This is a genomic window from Pseudomonas sp. TWP3-2 (genome assembly GCF_049897765.1).
In the GTDB taxonomy this organism is placed as follows: Bacteria; Pseudomonadota; Gammaproteobacteria; order Pseudomonadales; family Pseudomonadaceae; genus Aquipseudomonas.
This window is the reverse complement of the sequence record NZ_JAFCWW010000016.1, coordinates 97,328-112,863: the sequence shown is the minus strand read 5'-3', so window position 1 is coordinate 112,863 and position 15,536 is coordinate 97,328. Positions and strand designations below refer to the sequence as shown.

The 15,536-nt window shown below is 57.5% G+C and carries 16 protein-coding genes; 8 read left to right on the top strand and 8 right to left on the bottom strand.

Annotated elements, in window-relative coordinates; translation table 11 throughout:
* Positions 1-518: 518 nt before the first annotated feature.
* Together ACP7EE_RS20985 and gspH are read right to left on the bottom strand one after the other, a co-directional pair.
* On the bottom strand, positions 519-1,127 hold the full coding sequence (locus ACP7EE_RS20985) for a prepilin-type N-terminal cleavage/methylation domain-containing protein (protein WP_426236435.1): 609 nt from the start codon (positions 1,125-1,127) through the stop codon (positions 519-521).
* Positions 1,124-1,588 (bottom strand): type II secretion system minor pseudopilin GspH, encoded by a 465-nt coding sequence (gene gspH / locus ACP7EE_RS20980; protein ID WP_426236433.1) that lies wholly within the window; start codon positions 1,586-1,588, stop codon positions 1,124-1,126. Before gspH ends, ACP7EE_RS20985 begins: the two co-directional genes overlap by 4 nt.
* A 120-nt stretch (positions 1,589-1,708) precedes the next feature.
* Here gspH and ACP7EE_RS20975 point away from each other — a divergent pair, with 120 nt between their 5' ends.
* Positions 1,709-2,137 carry a type II secretion system protein N gene (locus ACP7EE_RS20975; RefSeq protein WP_426236431.1) on the top strand — a complete coding sequence of 143 codons (429 nt, stop codon included), beginning with the start codon at positions 1,709-1,711 and terminating at the stop codon, positions 2,135-2,137.
* 534 nt (positions 2,138-2,671) lie between these two features.
* Here the strand turns inward: ACP7EE_RS20975 and ACP7EE_RS20970 are convergent.
* The 5 genes from ACP7EE_RS20970 to ACP7EE_RS20950 all read right to left on the bottom strand — a co-directional run bounded on the left by ACP7EE_RS20970 (position 2,672) and on the right by ACP7EE_RS20950 (position 7,493).
* The gene (locus ACP7EE_RS20970; RefSeq protein WP_426236428.1) at positions 2,672-3,604 is read right to left on the bottom strand and encodes a diguanylate cyclase; all 933 of its coding nucleotides are present in this window, start codon (positions 3,602-3,604) and stop codon (positions 2,672-2,674) included.
* A 445-nt stretch (positions 3,605-4,049) separates the two neighbouring features.
* Positions 4,050-4,418 (bottom strand): DUF6124 family protein, encoded by a 369-nt coding sequence (locus tag ACP7EE_RS20965; RefSeq protein ID WP_426236426.1) that lies wholly within the window; start codon positions 4,416-4,418, stop codon positions 4,050-4,052.
* 615 nt (positions 4,419-5,033) lie between these two features.
* Positions 5,034-5,603, bottom strand: a complete 570-nt coding sequence (locus ACP7EE_RS20960; protein ID WP_426236424.1) for a LemA family protein — start codon at positions 5,601-5,603, stop codon at positions 5,034-5,036.
* 3 nt (positions 5,604-5,606) lie between these two features.
* Complete coding sequence (locus tag ACP7EE_RS20955) at positions 5,607-6,710, bottom strand: hypothetical protein (RefSeq protein ID WP_426236422.1); 1,104 nt, start codon at positions 6,708-6,710, stop codon at positions 5,607-5,609.
* A 369-nt stretch (positions 6,711-7,079) separates the two neighbouring features.
* Positions 7,080-7,493 (bottom strand): hypothetical protein, encoded by a 414-nt coding sequence (locus ACP7EE_RS20950; RefSeq protein ID WP_426206467.1) that lies wholly within the window; start codon positions 7,491-7,493, stop codon positions 7,080-7,082.
* Positions 7,494-7,727: 234 nt separating this feature from the next.
* Here ACP7EE_RS20950 and ACP7EE_RS20945 point away from each other — a divergent pair, with 234 nt between their 5' ends.
* Together ACP7EE_RS20945 and ACP7EE_RS20940 are read left to right on the top strand one after the other, a co-directional pair.
* On the top strand, positions 7,728-9,053 hold the full coding sequence (locus tag ACP7EE_RS20945; RefSeq protein ID WP_426236420.1) for a hypothetical protein: 1,326 nt from the start codon (positions 7,728-7,730) through the stop codon (positions 9,051-9,053).
* Positions 9,053-9,433 (top strand): hypothetical protein, encoded by a 381-nt coding sequence (locus ACP7EE_RS20940; RefSeq protein ID WP_426236418.1) that lies wholly within the window; start codon positions 9,053-9,055, stop codon positions 9,431-9,433. The genes ACP7EE_RS20945 and ACP7EE_RS20940 overlap by 1 nt, the downstream gene beginning before the upstream one ends.
* A 5-nt stretch (positions 9,434-9,438) precedes the next feature.
* Here ACP7EE_RS20940 and gspI read toward each other — a convergent pair whose 3' ends face one another.
* On the bottom strand, positions 9,439-9,825 hold the full coding sequence (gspI, locus tag ACP7EE_RS20935) for a type II secretion system minor pseudopilin GspI (protein WP_426236416.1): 387 nt from the start codon (positions 9,823-9,825) through the stop codon (positions 9,439-9,441).
* A 147-nt stretch (positions 9,826-9,972) separates the two neighbouring features.
* Between gspI and gspG the strand changes: the two genes are divergently transcribed.
* Genes gspG through gspD form a run of 5 tightly spaced genes read left to right on the top strand, consistent with a single transcriptional unit; the run spans position 9,973 to position 15,433 of the window.
* Positions 9,973-10,431, top strand: coding sequence for a type II secretion system major pseudopilin GspG (gene gspG, locus ACP7EE_RS20930; protein WP_426236414.1), 459 nt, complete (start codon positions 9,973-9,975; stop codon positions 10,429-10,431).
* 8 nt (positions 10,432-10,439) lie between these two features.
* On the top strand, positions 10,440-11,393 hold the full coding sequence (gspK, locus tag ACP7EE_RS20925) for a type II secretion system minor pseudopilin GspK (protein WP_426236412.1): 954 nt from the start codon (positions 10,440-10,442) through the stop codon (positions 11,391-11,393).
* Positions 11,390-12,541, top strand: coding sequence for a type II secretion system protein GspL (gspL, locus tag ACP7EE_RS20920; protein WP_426236410.1), 1,152 nt, complete (start codon positions 11,390-11,392; stop codon positions 12,539-12,541). The genes gspK and gspL overlap by 4 nt, the downstream gene beginning before the upstream one ends.
* Positions 12,534-13,082, top strand: a complete 549-nt coding sequence (gene gspM, locus ACP7EE_RS20915) for a type II secretion system protein GspM (protein ID WP_426236408.1) — start codon at positions 12,534-12,536, stop codon at positions 13,080-13,082. Before gspL ends, gspM begins: the two co-directional genes overlap by 8 nt.
* Positions 13,079-15,433 (top strand): type II secretion system secretin GspD, encoded by a 2,355-nt coding sequence (gene gspD / locus ACP7EE_RS20910; RefSeq protein ID WP_426236406.1) that lies wholly within the window; start codon positions 13,079-13,081, stop codon positions 15,431-15,433. The genes gspM and gspD overlap by 4 nt, the downstream gene beginning before the upstream one ends.
* Positions 15,434-15,536 lie beyond the last annotated feature (103 nt).

Genomic DNA, 15,536 nt, shown 5'->3' with positions numbered 1-15,536 from the left:
TCTTTATCGGCGCTTGGGTGAAAGGAGGAGGGGCGAAATCTCCCACGGATCTGTACTGCGTCAACAGTCAGAAGCCAGCCTAGTCCCTTCTCCTCCCTTCAAGTACTAAGCATACAAGCCAGCCTGCTGGCAATGGCAATCTCACAGTTGCCGATGCAACTGCAGACGTCCCCCAAACCTGTGGGAGCTGGCTTGCCAGCGATGGCGGCCTATGAGCCGACCAGTCTCTTGCAGATGTACTCAGTTCCCACTGTGAGCCAGCCTGCTGGCGATGACGCCCTGCCAACCAACCAACATCTACCGGCTGCACTCAATCCCTGTGGGAGCCTGGCTTGCCAGCGATGACGCCCTGCCAGCCAACCAATCCCCAACTGAATTCACACAAACCACCTGTGTGAGCCAGCCTGCTGGCGATGACACCCTGATATCCGACCAATCTCTCTCATGGATACTCAAACCCAATATAAAACCCGCCGAAGGTAAAGCCATTGCGCAGACACCTGGGTAACAGCCGAATATCACTCCAACGGCCCCATCACCTGCCGATATTTCTCCACCCCCTGCGCCGTCTGCCGCGTCAGCCGAATCTCCAACCCCAGCGGATCCTCCCGCCGATTCCCACTCAACTGTCGCCAACCCTTATCCGTCTCCCAAATCCGCACCTGCGCATCACTGACCTCATTCAACACCGCCACCCCCGCAGTCGGCGCCGGCAGCGGATAACGACTGCGACTCGGCGCCACCGCGCGATAGAGCGTGTCGCCCTTGAGCCACCAACGCACCCGCTGCAACGCCCCCGGCTGATCCGCAGCACTGCGAATAATATCCAGCCGAAACCCCGCACTATCGCTGCTACGCACAGTAATCGCAGGCGGCGCAGTCGAAGGCTCATCATCAACCCCAGCCTTCCTCGGCTCGCTCAACTCAATCCCCGCGCGCATCTCCACATCGCGCTGCAACTGATTCATCGCCCGCAACAAACTGTCACTCTGCTCACCGCTAGCCTGCAAATGACCATCCGCCCGCGTCACACTGTCCAGCCCACGCCAGGCAATCAAACTGACCACCGCCATCAACAGAATCGCCACCATCACTTCAATCAAGGTGAACCCACGCTGACTGTTCATTGCACACTAATCCGGCCAGTCGCATCCCGCAGCACACTCAGCCGATTCAGCCCGTCAGACAACGTCAATTGCAGCGGTGGATTAATCCACTCCGCGTTAAGCACGACTTTCTGTTTCGGCTCCACCCGCACCTCCATGTTCGGACTCTGCCAAGTGCGCGGCCGCAATTGCGCGTCCTCCGCGAAATGCTCAAAACCACGCCCGCTGTCACTGCGCCGACTGAAACGAAAACCCTTGGCATCACTCAGCCAGGCAATCGCCCGACCATCCGCCCGCGCTTCCGCCTGCGCCACCTGCAGCAACTGCGCCACACGCTCGGCGTCCTTGCGCAGCAATTGCAGCGGGTCAGGCTTGATACTCAAACTGATCGCCGCACTCGCGATGCCGATGATCACCAGCACCACCATCAACTCAATCAGCGTGAAGCCCTGTTGCTTGAAGGACTGTTGAAAAACCGTCATCAGATGCGCGCTCCTTTGCGTCAACGTTCATCCTGCACGGCCAACATGTAAGGCGTGTGAAATAAAACCGTGAGAATTGCCGCGTAGTCTGTCAGCAGGGACTAAAAGGAGATTCAGCCCATGAAATTCACCGCACGCTTTTCCCCACCGCAAATGCTCCAGGCAGCGGCACTTCTGGCCGGACTGGTCGGCATCGCGACCTGGTCGTCGCTGCTGCTGACCACCGCTGAATCACGCACTCCGGACGCGGCGCCGCAACTGCTTGCGGCGCGCAGTGACAGTCCGGCGTTGCAGTGGTTTTCCAATGAGACTGCGCCGGTGGAGATCAAGGTCAGCGGGGTGTTGGCGGGAAGTCGGGGGGCGGTGGCGATACTTAGCCTGAATGACGGGCCGCCGATGAGTTTTTTGCAAGGGGAGCGGGTGAGTGCGGGGGTGAAGTTGTTGTCGGTGGAGGGGGATGCGGTGGTGATAGAGCAGGGTGGGGAGCGGGTGCGGTTGGAGGTGGAGAAGTTGGAGGGGGTGGAGTTGCCTAGGTTGGTGAGGCCTTGAATTGTGGGATTGGAGTCAGTCACATTGATGTAGCAAATGTGATATCGGCTCACGCTCCTCGACGCACGACGAGGATGGATTTGCGAAGAATTTTCGCGATCGCTGTTCTGCCAAGAGCAGCCATTTACGACAGACCGCTATCGGCCAGAAGCGGACTTCCAGATAACTTGCTCCAGGTATCACTGCCCTTCAGAAGCTATGCTTGTTGTTTTTTCGAAAGGAGTGGGAGCAGTGTCAGACGAGTATTCGTTATCGGATGCGCTGGAAAGGATGTACCAGAATCAGCTCGGTTTGGAAGCGGCCCTGATGGTTGACGCTTCACGCAGAACAGCAAGGTTTGGCCGGCGTTGGTGAAAACGTCCGTGCCGCCTTGTAGACGATCGGCGAGAGCGCTGGTCACATCAAGCAGGGCTTGGCCAAGTTGAGGGGAAAGAGCGAGGGCTAGATTGAGTGTAGACGTCTGCCCAGATTATTCTCACTGGAATGAAGGTGCAAAATCATCAAAGCCATTTTCTCCAGACTTACGTACAGATCTTATAGGTTAAAGTGTTGGTCTCTACCACGTTCTTTAGCTATGTAAAGAGCTCTGTCGGCTCGGGCTAGCAGATCGTTACATGGGTGCAGAGGACTAAATATATGCACTGAAAAACCAACGCTTATAGTTAAGTATCCTGTCTTAGAAGCACACTGCGGTATTCTCAAATCTCGCACTAGCTGGCATAGAGTTTCGACGTGCCGAGCTGATTGCTCGATTGTCATTCCGCTGAAAAGAACTACAAATTCTTCACCGCCATACCTAGCTGCAAAATCTGAGCCTCGCTGGAAAGACTTATTCAAACTATCCGCGACACGCTTCAATACTTCGTCGCCAACTTGATGCCCGTAAACATCATTAAATAACTTAAAGTGATCAACATCAATCATGGCGAGAGTCAATGAATCACTGGTACGGCACGCGATTCTGCATTGAACTTCAAACTGCGTATCAAAAAAACGACGATTATAAATACCTGTCAACCCATCTTTTATAGATAATTGTTCGAAGTGCGCCTTCATCTCTTCAAGAGACTGATGCTCGTCGCGAAGCTGCTGCAATATCAGCATGCGAGGCGTTACATCTTTCTGTATACCCAAAAAATTTGTCACAACACCATTTTCATCATGAATTGGAGATATGCTCAGCTCATTCCAAAACATCGTCCCATCCTTGCGATAGTTACGCAATGTTACAAGGCAGTACTCTCCATTTTTAACGGCACTGGAAACAATTTCAAGCTCAGGCTGTTCTCGATCGTCTTTTTGTAGATATCGACAGTTAACATTCGTGATTTCTTCAAACGAGTAACCGGTCATGCGCTCAAAAGCAGGATTTACAAAAATCAGCGGATTGTCGTCAATACCATTGTCAGAGATGGTGATGCCGTCTCGTGAATCCATAACTGCCTGTTTAAGAATTTCAATTTTCATGCAAATTCCTTTGATAGGATTGGATGGAGGAGAGCTGTCTTAAAAGGGCATACCATCTAGACTAGAAAGTTAATTAACTTGACGAATGTATAAGTGTAGTCGTTGAAAAAATACAATGTCTGTTTTTTATGCTTTCGATAGCCGCTGCGCTTGACTTCAGTCAAAAGCTCCGCAGAAACAGCCCTGGCTGGCTGACTGCGACAGAAATGAACTGCATTAGGGCATCAGATAAAGGCTTAATTGGTCACTTCATTTTGCGCGCGGCCGCTTGGTGACCGGCAGCTTCTGGCCGATAGCTGCCGTTCACGATCGGTAGTTTCGGCCGAAGCACCTCGGCGAGTACCTGCGAGAGACGATTGAAATTATCTTGTCGCCGAGGTTGTCGGTTACAGCTGACAACCTCGGCCATTTTCCTTCCGCCTGTTGATCTACCGCGATGAGCCAATCACGTCTTCACCTCAACATTATCCAACGCCTGATTCACCGCTATTTCCCCCAGCATCACAATCTGTGCAATTCCCAGCGCGGTTTTGCGATGGGCGGGTTCGAGGGTTGCGGCGAAGTTCTGCAGCATTTCGCTGGCAGAACCAAGCGATTCGCTGGCGTTGGCCAGGAGGGATTCGGTGTCGTAGGCGGTGTTGGCGATGAACATGGGGTCGTGTTTGTGGTGGCTGCCCATGACTCGTTGTTGTGGGGTGAGGTAGTGGTCGAGGGCGCGTTCTGCGGCTTCGTTGAGGGTTCGCGAGTCGGGGAATTTGTAGGGGGAGACTGGATCGGTTTTTGTTTCTGGTGGATTCGGTGTTGGCTTGATCATGATGTAACTCCAGATGAAAAGTGGAGCCATCACCTTCGCGCTACCAAACGGAGGGTGGTGGCCATACGGAGGTTGGTAGACCGGTCACCTGGATACCCGGCGCGTCCGAGGACGCCCTACGCATGGCCACCATAAACAGAGGACGAAACGATCCCTGCAAAGGTTTGCTATGCGTCAGGTGAACCGGGCTACCAAACCCGATCGCTGCGTTTTACAGCGACCGGCCAACGATAGAACCCACGCCAAAAGCGCACAAGCCGGCGGATTCTGGCGTAGTCGTAGGCAATGACGCAAGGCGTTGTAGGCTTGGTGAAGTAACGGTGGGTGTCTTTAAACGTTGTGTGAGGAATTGGTTAAACGGGTGGATCAAAGGCTGGCCCTCACCCCAGCCCTCTCCCGGTGGGAGAGGGGGCCGACCGAGTTGTCTGGCGTTGTACATCGACCTGAGGAACCGAGTCGATTATGGATTCAACGCATCAGGACAGTCATCGGTCCATCGCGTAACCGTCATGGCATTGAACGGTTCGCGCCCGAAAAACCAGCGGTGAATCTATTTAAGCAGGGACGTAGCCGACCATCACCCTCGCGGGTGATGGGTTCGACGCATAACGCGGATTAGAAATTCGGCGTGTAGGAGAAGCTTTGTGACGCTTCGGTATCGGAGAACGGGATAACCGGCGTTTTCTTGTTGAACAGGCCATTGACGACTGAGCCTGGGAACATCTCGATGGAGTTGTTGAACAGTTCGACGTTGCGGTTGTAGATGGTGATGGCCGCGCCGACGTTCTCTTGTTGTTCGGCAATCTCACGCATCATGTTGTTCGCCGCTTCGGATGCTTTCAGATCCGGGTAAGCCTCGAAGGTGACGCGCAAGCCACCCATCAGCTCCCTTGAGGCGGTCTCTACGGTCGCGAGGGCATTGCCGTCCGCTCCAGCAGGCAGGCTGTGGATCGCGCTGCGCAGGCCGGTGATTTTTTCGAGCAGGCTGGACTCGAAGACCATGAAGTCTGCGAGCACCTTTTGCAGCTGATCGAGCACCTTTGTCTTCTGGCGTTCGTAAACGAGGACGTCCGACCAGGCACGTTGTACTCGGTTGTATCCCCCGATAATGCCGTTGTAGATGACGACGGCCGCTACGATGATGACGACAGCGATAACAACGGCGAGGGTGAGTGTGATGTCCATGGCTTACTTCTCTTGGCGGCTTGTCAGGGGGGAGGAGGCAAAGTTGTCATCGTGCAGTTCACTGAGTGCGTGGCTCCAATGGAGCACAGACACCAGGCGCGGCAGTTCGATACCCGCAGCAATCTCTGCGTAAAACTCGTTGGGTGAAGACAGCGAATATTGCGTACCGAACGTGAGTAGGTCGCTGCTGGCGAAGCTGAGGCACAGTTTTCCACTTTCGGCGAACTCCAGGTTCGGAACCTTGAGTACGTTGAATACTTTCAGCAAGTGCAGCACCGTCGAAGGTTTGATGAACTTCGCACAGGTCATCTCGCTGCGCCCGGTCAAACGGAACGCTTTATTGAAATCCGGAGAAGCGGTGTCCATGCGGCTCGGATAGTCGTTTTTTGATTGCCCATCAGTTCTGACCGATACGCCGGTGACCCATGGAAAGTCGATGACCAGACTGTAGCGGTCGTAGTGGTCATACACCACTCGAGTCTGTGTTTTGGTGCCTCCCTTGCCGTCGCTAACGGTGGTTTGTTCCGTTCGTTTGTCGACGTAGTGCAGGCGGTGGTACTCGTAAGGGAGGTTGTGCAGCGGGCCGGTAAATACACCCTGCATCGACTGTTGCAACTCGCGGCTGTAGTTACCCCGCCGGTAATCAGAAAATTGCGCATCCAGCTTGTTGAGGGTATAGCGCGGGTCTGCTTCCAGGCGGGTCAATCCGTTGTGGAAGTAGGATGACAGTCGAGCCATTTTGCTGCTGAGCGAAGGCAAGCGATCAGCTTTGGATTTCATCCATGCCAGACTGCCGCCGGTACACACGATGCCGAACACACAAACGGCTGTGCCGAACAAGTCGGGGTCAATTTGCAGACGGTAAAAAAAAGCAGCGACGGTATAGCTATGCACATACTTGGGAAAGGCCACGGTGCTCGCAATCAATAACAGGCCCGCGCCGAAAAACCACCATGCGCGTGCAAAACTGTATTTGAGCGGGCCATTGTATGAGACGAACTCATGGATCGTCTTTAACAGGTCGGCATTCGATTCAGCCGTGGCAAGACTGGCTTCGCTGTCAGCCAGCAACTTGTTTAATCTCGCGTTCTGCGATGTGTTGGCCATGTCAGGTATCCATTGTTTCAGGGATGCCTGGTGCGGGAGCAACGGCCCGGATTGAGGATTTGGCTTTGTTTATAAACTGTCAGAAATGTTGAAAAGGAGTGGACGATACCATTGTTGTGCCATCACCGCTTCTGGTGGATAGCAGGCTTTGGCAGTGGTCGAGCGGATGTCGGGATCGCCTGGTGATTGATTGGGTGTTCTTTCCTGGTACTCCGGAAGCGGAAGCGAGCCCTCACCCCAGCCCTCCCGAAACGTCGGACCGCCCGGAGGGAGAGGGGCCGACCGAGGTGTCTGGCGTTTTACATCGACCTGAGCGACCGAGTTGATTATGGATTCAACGCAGTTAGACGGGTTACCACAAGTGAGTGACTAACCCGCGTCGTCTGTAGCTGGTTTTGGAGGCGCATCAGGACACTCATCGGTCCATCGCGTAACCGTCATGTCATTGAGTTCTTCACCAATGGTGTCGACGCGCAGGCAGGCGCCTTTCTTTGAATAGAACAAGATGCAGCGCGAGCTATCAAAAGAGCAGGTATCGAGCTCCAGGAAATTGCGTGCAGCCAATTCCCGTTCCACGCCACTGTATTCATAGCCATCGCTGATGTGCATCGGGGTTGGGTTCCATCCTTGTTTGATCAACTTGGACCTGGCCGCCATCAAACGCTCGCCGACGGCGATACCTGCTGTCGCGCGCTTGTCGTTTGACGGCTGTGAGCCGTCGGCAAACGCGACGGTGGTACTCACGCAGTAAATCGCGACGAGCATGAGGATCGAAGCCTTCATGTGACAGTTTCTCCAGGTGGTTTATAGCTTGCCTTATGCGTCGCGCAGGATGCCTGAGGCGACTGGAGCGCTCGACAATTCTGACGTTCTCCAGCCGCCATAACCATTGATGATTTGAGCGCGAAGCCCGCAACTCAGAAAACCGGATTTCCCCTACAGCAAACACCGATCCATCCTGCATTCAAACCAGAGTCCGTTCGCCAAAGTCCCCCGTTTTCAGAACGGGACACGGACGTGACCAGACTCATCCCGCAAAGCGAGTTGCATGGCCAACGTGAGCAGATCCTCGATTCCTGCCAAGCCATGGAGGACTTCCGACAGGCAATGAATCGCCCGGACGATCTGCCCGGATTCGACGACCTGTTAAACGCCATGGGCCTGCATCGTTCCAACTACATGCAAAGCGCGAATCAGCGAAAACTCATCGATGCGGTGCGTAACGGTGATTGGGCACTGGTGAAACCTCGCGTCGCTGCGGATAACGGCGGCGCCTCCTGGAACGGCTTGAAGCCCAAACCCGAACCACCTCCTGCACAACATCTGGTGGAGGAACACGCCTACACCTTGCCGCAACCTGCTGAGTCGGGTTTCCACATCGTTCAGAAATCCATGACGCTCGAAGCACTCGAGCGGGAGCTTTACGAAATCAGGCCCGGCGACGCACTGCGTCGCGAATTCCGCTCACTCAATCGACATCTCGGTGAGCAGGTCAAGCCTGGGCAAATGGTCTTGTTCAGCGACTCACGCAACTACATGTGCCGGCGCGAAGAAGCACAGATGATGTCCGCTGCGGAAAAGGCCAACGAGGCGCTGGAAGAACTAACGGATGAAGAGGCTGCGTTCATGGTTGAGCACCATGAGGTGATTGAGCCGTTTCTGGAGGTGTCGGCGGGCGCGTTGGGCGTTGCGTCATTCATGATCGGCCACCATTTGGAAGGATTGAAAAACACCCTCAAAGAGTTGGAGCAACTGCATCAGCAGCAATACACCCAGCATCGCCATCTGCAATCCCCAGAGTTCTTTGCCAAACGCAAACGTCTGATGGCGAAACTGGATGCCAGCCTTGGCCCGCTGGTACGCAAGGGCACCGGTCTGCCAGATCATCCAAAACTCAAACGTGCACTGGGATTATCCAGCCGCCGAATTGTTCACCGATGGGGCAAAGCAGGTTCATCGGCGCAATTGCCCGGATATGCAACGAACATCACAGGCGTTGCCAGAGCAGCGAAGTACATGAAGGGGGGTGGCTATCTCGGCATTGGTCTGCAACTGGGCGCATCCAGCTCAAAAATCTACGAGGTATGCGCTTCCGACCGCGAGGCGGAATGCAGGCAAGTGAAGTTTGTCGAAGGAGGGAAAATGGTCGGCGGTACAGCTGGGGCTCTCGGCGGTGGATATATAGGAGGGAAAGTAGGTATGGCGGTTTGCGCGAAGCTGAAGGGAGTAGGGAAGCTTGTGTGTGTGCTTGTGGTCGGCGCGGCGGGATCAGTGGAAACAGGAACAAAGATGACCGAGCTAGGCGAGTTAGTGGGGCAAGAAATTCATGAGTATTCCGAATAATGGAGATCACCAGCACAGTATTCGCCTGGGGCTGTGGGGCGTTGATCCTGCTGGCCATAATCAACTGCGCAATGATTCTCTACGCCGTCTATACAAAACTCGACGCCCTGGAAAATCACTTTGATGAGTGGCTTCACCTGACCACGGACTGGCGGTCTTCAGGGGGGAGTTTTAACTGGAGAGCTCTACGAATGGCAGAAGTCAGCAGGTTGATAACATCCAAAAGTATCCAACGCCAGGAACCGCTGTTGATTGACGCCGTTCAACGCCTTCCCAAAGGTCTTAAGTTCTGGGCGACGCGTCCATTTCATGTCGGCTATTTCGTGTTCGGTGGGTCGACGGTGCTTTGGCATTATGGGAAATACAGAGGTTTTTTGTAGGAGGGCTAGGGTGAGGGGCTTTCCGCCCGCATCAACAAAGTCTCCAACCGCGCCAACGCCGGCCCATCCTGCCCCCGATCAAACACCTGGACCCCAACCCTCAACAACCGCCCATTCTGCGCCGCCCCAATCACCTGCTCACAGCGCAACAACAGCCGCCCCTGATCACACTCCATCGCCTTCATCCCCAACGGCAATCGCCCCTCAAGCCGCAACTCGGCCATACGACTCTGCGCCGCAATCAAGGCTATCGAGCGGTCGCGCAGCAGGCCGCTGCTCTGGGTCATGATTCCTGCCACGCGTACGGCGGCCGACATGGCCACGGCAATAATCGCCAGTGCCACCAGCACTTCAATCAGGGTGAAGCCCGCTTCTCGGGTACGCGCACGCATAAAAGGCCCAAAACCCAAACACAGCCCTCGACGCTAACCCGCGCGCTTGACGGCTTGACGACGAAAACACCCGAGGATTTTCAACATCCCTGACATATCTTCTTGCAACACTGCGCGTCGAATCGAATCAAGCCAGGGAATGTCGAGATGGATATCGCACCGTTCAAACAGCCTGCCCGACCGCCACGGATGCCGCGCGCCCAGCAGGGTTTTACGCTGATCGAGATCATGGTCGTGGTGGTGATCCTCGGGATTCTTGCGGCGATGGTCGTGCCCAAAGTGCTGGATCGACCGGATCAGGCGCGGGCCACGGCAGCCAAGCAGGACATCGGCGGGTTGATGCAGGCGCTCAAGCTGTATCGCCTCGATCACGGCAGTTATCCGAGCATGACCCAAGGGCTGAAAGTGTTGGTGGAACGTCCGGCTGACGCGAAAAACAGCAACTGGCGCTCGTACCTCGAACGCTTGCCGAATGACCCGTGGGGCCGTCCGTATCAGTACCTCAACCCCGGCGCTAACGGTGAGATCGACATCTTTTCCCTCGGCGCCGATGGCCAGCCCGACGGCGACGGCGTGAATGCCGATATCGGTTCCTGGCAGCTGTAAGGCCGGCCATGAATAACCATTCGAACCAGCAGGGGATGGCGATCATCAGTGCGCTGTTGATTGCTGCCGTGGTCGCGGTGATTGCGGCGGGCATGTTGACGCGGCAGAGCATTTCGAGCCGTGCGCTTGAGGCTGAACAACTGCGTGTGCAGGGGCGCTGGATCTTGCAGGGTGGGCTGGAATTGAGCCGGCAGATTTTGTGGGATGCGCGGCAGCGCGATCCGTTGACCCGGCTCGATCAGCCGTGGGCGCAGCGCTTGAATGCGCAAGGTTTTGAAGGTCGGCTTGAGGACGAGCAGGGTAAGTTCAACCTGCGCAATCTGGTGGCCAACGAGCGTGTAGATGAGGCGCAGGTGCAGGCGTTTCAGCGTTTGTGCGAGTTGATCGGAGTCAGCGCGGCGTTGAGTCAGCGCATCAGCCAGCGGGTGATTGCTTCTTATCCGAGATTGATCAGTCCGTCATCGGCGAACACCAACGTTGCAAAAAACACGTTCGACAGTGGCCGCAGCACCTCTCCCGATGCCGCACGAAAAGCGCAATCGCCGACGCTGCCGATGCTGCGCAACCTCGACGATCTGCGCAGTGTCGACGGGGTCAATGACGCGCTGATCCTCAAGCTCGCGCCGTACCTGACGGTGATCCCGGCGACCACTTGGCTCAACGGCAATACCGCCACCGCGCCAGTGCTGGCGGCGTATGTGCCGGGGTTGTCGCTGGAGCGCGCGCAGGCGTTGATCAATGAGCGTGACGCCGGGCGCTGGTTCATCAATCGCGGCGATTTCGTTAACCGCTTGCGTCAGCCCGAGCTGGATGTCACCAGCATCAAGGTCGGCATCACCAGTGACTGGTTTCGCCTGCGTGGCGAGGCGCGGCGTGATCAGCGGCGGGTCAATCTCGATGCGTTGTTGCATCGCAGTCAGGATCGACTGCCGCAGGTGATTTGGTCGCGGGTGGGCGTATGAGTCAGTTGCGCGTGAGTCTGCCGCCGCTGGCGCAATTGAGTGCGGACAGTCAGCTGGAATGTGTGTGGCTGGATCGGCAAAGTCAGTTCGTGCGCCAGGAATCAAAAAGCTTTGAGCAACTGCCGAAGCAGTCTGCGCTGCTGTGTTTTCTGCACCCGGCGGACAGTCTGCTGGCGAGCATCGAGTTGCCGCCGTTGCCTGCAAACAAAGTCGCAGCAGCCGTGCAGTGCGCGGCGCAGGCGTTGATGCTGGCCGACAGCGCTGACATGCACATCGCCCACGGCCCTCGCGGAGAAACGGGCCAAGTACAAATGGCCTGGCTGACAAGAAAGGATCTGCAACACCTCGGTCAGTTACTGCGCGAGACCGGCCTGGGCCTTAAAGGTCTGTACCCGGCGGCCTACAGTTTGCCGGTAATCGAGGGCGGGGTCGGCTGCCTGCACGACGATCATCTCTTGTTGCGCGAGAGCGTCCATGCGGCGCAAGTGCAGCCGCTGATTGATGACGACTGGCAGATGCAAACCGGTCTGCCTGCGCACTGGATCGGTGATCCGGCGCCGCAGACCGGGCAGTCGCTATTAGCCGATTCGCAGCGCTGGGCCGGGCCGCTACCAGGTTGGGGTTTGCATGGCGGCATCCAGCAACAACGTCGCGAACACCGAGGTTGGGGCAGGGCGGTCGGTTGCTGCGCTCTGGCGCTGGCGGTGTGGGTGATCGGCCTCAATCTGTATGCCGCGCGTGAGGCCGGGCAGGGCCAGCAGCTCAAGGCGCAGATGAGTCAGCGAGTGAAGCAGGCGTTCCCGCAAATTCCGGTGATCCTCAATCCGCTGCAACAGGCGCGTCAGCAGATCGCGGCGCAGAAGCAAGGCGCGGCGGACGAGCCGGGGCAGGATTTCAATCGGCTGGTGTTGCAGGCCGGCATTGGCATGCCGTTCATGGCCGGCAGCGTGCAGCGCCTGACATTCGCTGACGGCGCTTTGCAGTTGAGTCTGCTGGCCGAAGCGCGGCGCGGCGACAAGGAATGGCAAACCACCTTGGCCCAGGCCGGGATCAGCGTCAGCGCCAATGACGACGGCTGGACCTTGCGTCCAACCGGTGAAGCCACCGCGACCGAAGCCGAAGACAGCAGCGGAGCCGAAGATGAATAGCGCAGCGCGGACGAAATACCGCGCCTCCTGGCAACGCTTCGCCAGTCAATTACAGGCACGCTGGCAGCCTCTGGCATTGCGCGAAAAACGCATGGTTGGCGGCGTGGCCGTGCTGGTGATCGGCTGGCTGGTGTGGATCGCGTTGATTCAGCCACCGTTGAAAAAAATCAGTTACTGGCAAGCCGAAACGCCGAAGTTGCGCGCGCAGACAGAAGCGTTGGAAGTCTTGCTGCGTGAAGTGAGCGTGCGTCCGCAGGGGCAAAGCGTTGAGCAATCGCTACAACAAACCCTGCAAGCCAGCGGCCTCGGCGGGCATTTCCAGTTGGAAGCCACGCCATCCGGCGCCTGGCTGCTGACCTTCGACGCCGCACCCGCTGACGCCGCAATCGATTGGCTGTTGGCCAACCCTCGGCAATTTTCACTGCAAGTGGTCGAGGCCCGTTTGCAACGCGCAGACGAGGCCAAAACCGATGACACCGCCGGCACTTTGTCGGGCACCGTTCGCATGGATCAGGCGCTGGGCGCTAAGGAAGCTTCATGAGTGGGTCAGGATCCAACGCGAAACGTATGTCGCTGTCGCTGCTGTTTCTGGCATTGAGCGCGTGCAGCAACACCACGCCATCGAATCAACCGCCACTGCTGGTCGACAGCGAGCTCGGCCGACCGCTGGCCAACACCCAGCGCAGCGGCGATGCGGTGCTCGACCGTGAGCGGGCGCAAGCTCAGGCCCGGCCTGCACCGAAGCAGTTGCACAACATCAGCGAGCGCGGCCGCACCGGTGGATCAAGCCGTGGCGCGGCGCTGCCGAGCAACCCACTGGGCGATCAGCCGGTGACGCTGAATTTTGTCGATGCGGACATTCAAGCGGTGGTGCGGGCGCTGTCGCGTTCCACCGGCCAGCAGTTTCTGGTCGATCCGCGGGTCAAGGGCACTCTGACGCTGGTGTCGGAAGGTCAGGTGCCGGCGCGGCAGGCGTACGACATGCTGCTGGCGGCGTTGCGCATGCAGGGTTTCAGCGTGGTCGATGTCGGCGGTGTGGCGCAGGTGGTGCCGGAGGCCGATGCGAAACTGCTCGGCGGACCGATTTACAGTGCCGACAAACCGGGCGGCAACGGCATGCTCACGCGCACTTTTCGTTTGCAATACGAGAACGCGGTGAACCTGATTCCGGTGCTGCGTCCAATCGTCTCGCCGAACAATCCGATCAACGCCTATCCCGGCAACAACACCATCGTTGTCACCGATTACGCCGAGAACCTGACGCGGGTTGCGCAGTTGATCGAAGGCATAGACACGCCAAGCGCTATCGACACCGACGTGGTGCAGATCCAGAACGGCATCGCTGCCGACATCGCACCGATGGTTGCCGACTTGCTCGACGCACCGGGCAATGATCCGACGCAGAAAATCGCCGTGATTGGTGATCCGCGCTCGAACACCATCATCATCCGCGCCGGCAGCCCCGAGCGCACCGAGCTGGCGCGTAACCTGATTTACAAACTCGACAACGCGCAGAGCAATCCGAGCAATCTGCATGTGGTTTATCTGCGCAACGCCCAAGCGGCAAAACTGGCCCAGGCACTGCGCGGTTTGCTCACTGGCGAAAGCGACAGCGGCACCAGCGACAGTGCGCGTTCGGTGCTCAGTGCGATGGGTAGCACCAGCAATTCCGGCGGTGGGCAGAATGGCCAGAGTGGTACGCAGACCAATGGCGCCACCTCGACCACATCTACTTCGGGCAGCACCGGCGGCAGCTATGCGCAAGGCAGCACCAATGGCAGCAGCACCACCCAAAGCACAGAACAGAACGTCGCCTTCAGCGCTGGCGGCGTAACCATTCAGGCCGACGCTACCACCAACACCTTGCTGATTTCCGCGCCGGAACCGGTGTACCGCAACCTGCGAGAAGTCATCGACCTGCTCGACCAGCGCCGCGCGCAAGTGGTGATCGAAAGCCTGATCGTCGAAGTCGGCGAGGACGATGCCAGCGAATTCGGCGTGCAATGGCAGACCGGCAATCTCGGTGGCAACGGCGTGATCGGCGGCGCCAACCTGGGCGGCTCGGGGATCAATCTGAATGGCAAGACCAGCCTCGACGTGCTGCCGCAAGGGCTGAACCTCGGTTACGTCAACGGCACCGTGGATATTCCGGGGATCGGCAAGATTCTCGACCTGAAAGTGCTGGCCCGCGCATTGAAGAGCAAGGGCGGCACCAACGTGCTGTCGACGCCAAACCTGCTGACCCTGGACAACGAAGCGGCGAGCATTTTTGTCGGCCAGACCATTCCGTTTGTCAGCGGCAGCTACGTGACTGGTGGCGGTGGCACCAGCAACAATCCGTTCCAGACTGTCACCCGTGAAGAGGTGGGGCTGAAGCTCAACGTGCGGCCGCAGATTTCAGAGGGCGGCACGGTCAAGCTCGACATTTATCAGGAGGTCAGCAGCATCGACGAACGCGCCTCCAACAGCGCAACGGCGGCGGGCATCGTCACCAACAAACGCGCGATCGACACCAGCATTTTGCTCGACGACGGGCAGATCATGGTCCTTGGCGGATTGCTGCAGGATGGTTACAGCCAGAGCAATGACGCGGTGCCGTGGCTGTCGACCATTCCGGGGATCGGCGCGCTGTTTCGCAACGAGCGCCGAGCGATCACCAAGACCAATCTGATGGTGTTCCTGCGCCCGTACATCATCCGCGACAGCGCGGCGGGGCGCAGCATCACCCTCAACCGCTACGACTTCATGCGTCGTGCGCAGGGCGGGCTGCAACCAGAACGCAGCTGGGCGATGCCCGACATGCAGGCACCGCAATTGCCGACCGCTGCGCAGGGTGTGCCAATGCCGACTTCGGGGCCGCGCGCGACCATCAAAGCAGTGCCGATTCAATGAAGCTCCCGATGCTGAATCCAGTCTTCATACCTGTGGCGAGGGAGCTTGCTCCCGCTGGGCTGCGCAGCAGACCCAAACCCTGCAACCGAATGTTTGCAGGCAC